This is a genomic window from Jiangella rhizosphaerae, from assembly GCF_003579925.1.
Lineage (GTDB): Bacteria > Actinomycetota > Actinomycetes > Jiangellales > Jiangellaceae > Jiangella > Jiangella rhizosphaerae.
On the sequence record NZ_QUAL01000257.1, the window covers coordinates 1 to 1,916 of the forward strand.

The following is a 1,916-nucleotide window of genomic DNA, read 5'->3' on the forward strand; positions in this document are numbered from 1 at the left end:
CGCCGCCCGCGACCGCCCGGTCCCGGCGCCGGCGCTGGCCGGCCAGCTGCGCCGCGCGGCCCAGGTCCCGGCCGAGCTGGACGACGAGGGCTGGGACCTGGTGGTGACGGTGGGCACGGACGCCCCGCAGGTCGCCGCCGCCGTCGCCCCGGCCGCGGAAACCGCGGCGGACGCCGGCCACCAGGTGATCCTGCAGGTCTCACGGTTCCCGTGGGGCGACGACCCCGCCGGCTGGCTGAAGGAGGTGGCGCTGGCCGCCGACGAAGCGGGGTTCGCGGGCCTGGCGCTGATGGACCACCTCATCCAGATCCCGCAGGTCGGGCGCGCGTGGGACCCGATCCCGGAGCCGTTCACGACGCTGGGCCTGCTGGCGGGCCTCGGCACCGGGCTGCGGCTCGGCCCGCTGTGCACGCCGGTGACGTTCCGGCCGGGCGGCGTCATCGCGAAGGCGGTCGCCACGCTCGACGTGCTCAGCGGCGGGCGGGCGTTCGTCGGCATCGGCGCCGGCTGGTTCGGCCGCGAGCACGACGTGCACGGGCTGCCCTTCCCCGGGCCGAGGGAGCGGCTGGACGAGCTGGAGCGCGCCATCGAGATCATGCGCGCGCTGTGGGCGCCGGGCACCAAGGCCTACTCCGGCACCCGCGCGCGGCTGCCTGAGACGACGTCCTACCCGCGGCCGGCCGGGCGGCCGGAGATCGTCGTCGGCGGGTCCGGCGACCGGTCGCTGCGCATCGCCGCCGAGCTCGGCGACGCCTGCAACCTGCGCACCGACCTCGACCTGGACGAGCGGCTGGCGGTGTTCGACAAGCACCGCGACCGGACCGGCCGCGACGTCGCCGTCACCGTCCTCGACCTGCCGATCGTCGGCCGCGACCGCGACGACGTCTGGCGCCGGGTCGAGCGGGCCCGCGGCAACGCCCCTGCGGCGGCCTACGCGCGCAAGCACCACGCGGCGACGGCCGAGCAGACGGCGGCGCGGTACCGGGAGCTGTTCGCGCGCGGCGTCCGCACCATCTTCGTCGCCGTCCAGGACCTCGCCTCGCCCGACGACGTCCGCGCGCTGGCGCCCATCGCGGCACCCTGACGCCGTCAGCGGAAGTCGCGCTCCAGCCAGGACGTCGGCGGCTGGTCCCGCACCAGCAGCACGAAGATGACCAGCAGCACGGCCAGTGCGGCCAGCACGAGCCAGTCGTCGCGCGTCCAGGGCTGTCGCGGCGGTCTCACGGCGCCAGCCCCAGCGCGCGTTCGAGCAGGTCGCACCAGGCCACGACGCCGGCCTCCGACGGGTGCACGCCGTCGGACAGCCAGTCGTCGGACAGGGCACCGGCCCAGTCGACGACCACGAGGTTCGAGTGCCGCTCCGCCAGCGCCCGCAGCTGGTCGTTGAGCCAGTCCGAATGGTGCCGGTCGGCCCAGCGCTGCTCCGCGCCGCCGCTCCAGCGGTCGACGTGGACGGTGAGCCAGTACACCGGGCGGCCGTCGGCGGCGGCCAGCACGCGCTCCACCTGCCGCCACCACTCCAGCGGCGCGAAGACGTCGTTCGCGCCGCTCACGACGACGATCCCGCGGTCGGGGATCAGCCCGGCGTTGTCGACGATCCAGTCCGTCGCCGGCTCCGTCGGGCGGCCGGGGTGGGCGTTGACGGCGACCGGCAGGCCGTGCTCCGCACCGGCGCGGACGGCGAGCTCGTACGCCGTCGCCTGGGCGATCGAGTCGCCCACGACCAGCAGGCCGTCGGCGTCGCGGACCCGGCGGAACTGGCGCGGCGTGCTGATGGACGGCGTGCGCTGCCGCCACTCCCCCAGCGTGCCGGCGCCCGCGACGGTCCGGTCCTCGGTGAGCGCCGGCGGCAGCGCGTCGGCGCCGATCGGCCGCGCGGCCAGCGGTGAGGGCGCGGCCAGCACGACGTCGCCGCC

Annotated in this window: 3 protein-coding genes; 1 reads left to right on the plus strand and 2 read right to left on the minus strand. The window is 76.9% G+C overall.

All coding sequences use genetic code 11. The features are described 5' to 3' along the window. Positions 1-1,084, plus strand: a 1,084-nt coding sequence (locus tag DY240_RS22960) for an LLM class flavin-dependent oxidoreductase (protein WP_119662101.1), incomplete at its 5' end; no start/stop codon positions are given. Positions 1,085-1,089: 5 nt separating this feature from the next. Here DY240_RS22960 and DY240_RS33775 read toward each other — a convergent pair. After that, positions 1,090-1,224 (minus strand): hypothetical protein, encoded by a 135-nt coding sequence (locus tag DY240_RS33775; RefSeq protein ID WP_267901693.1) that lies wholly within the window; start codon positions 1,222-1,224, stop codon positions 1,090-1,092. Continuing rightward, the coding region (locus DY240_RS32305) for a GDSL-type esterase/lipase family protein (RefSeq protein ID WP_119662102.1) at positions 1,221-1,916 on the minus strand (696 nt) is incomplete at its 5' end. The genes DY240_RS33775 and DY240_RS32305, both read right to left, overlap by 4 nt.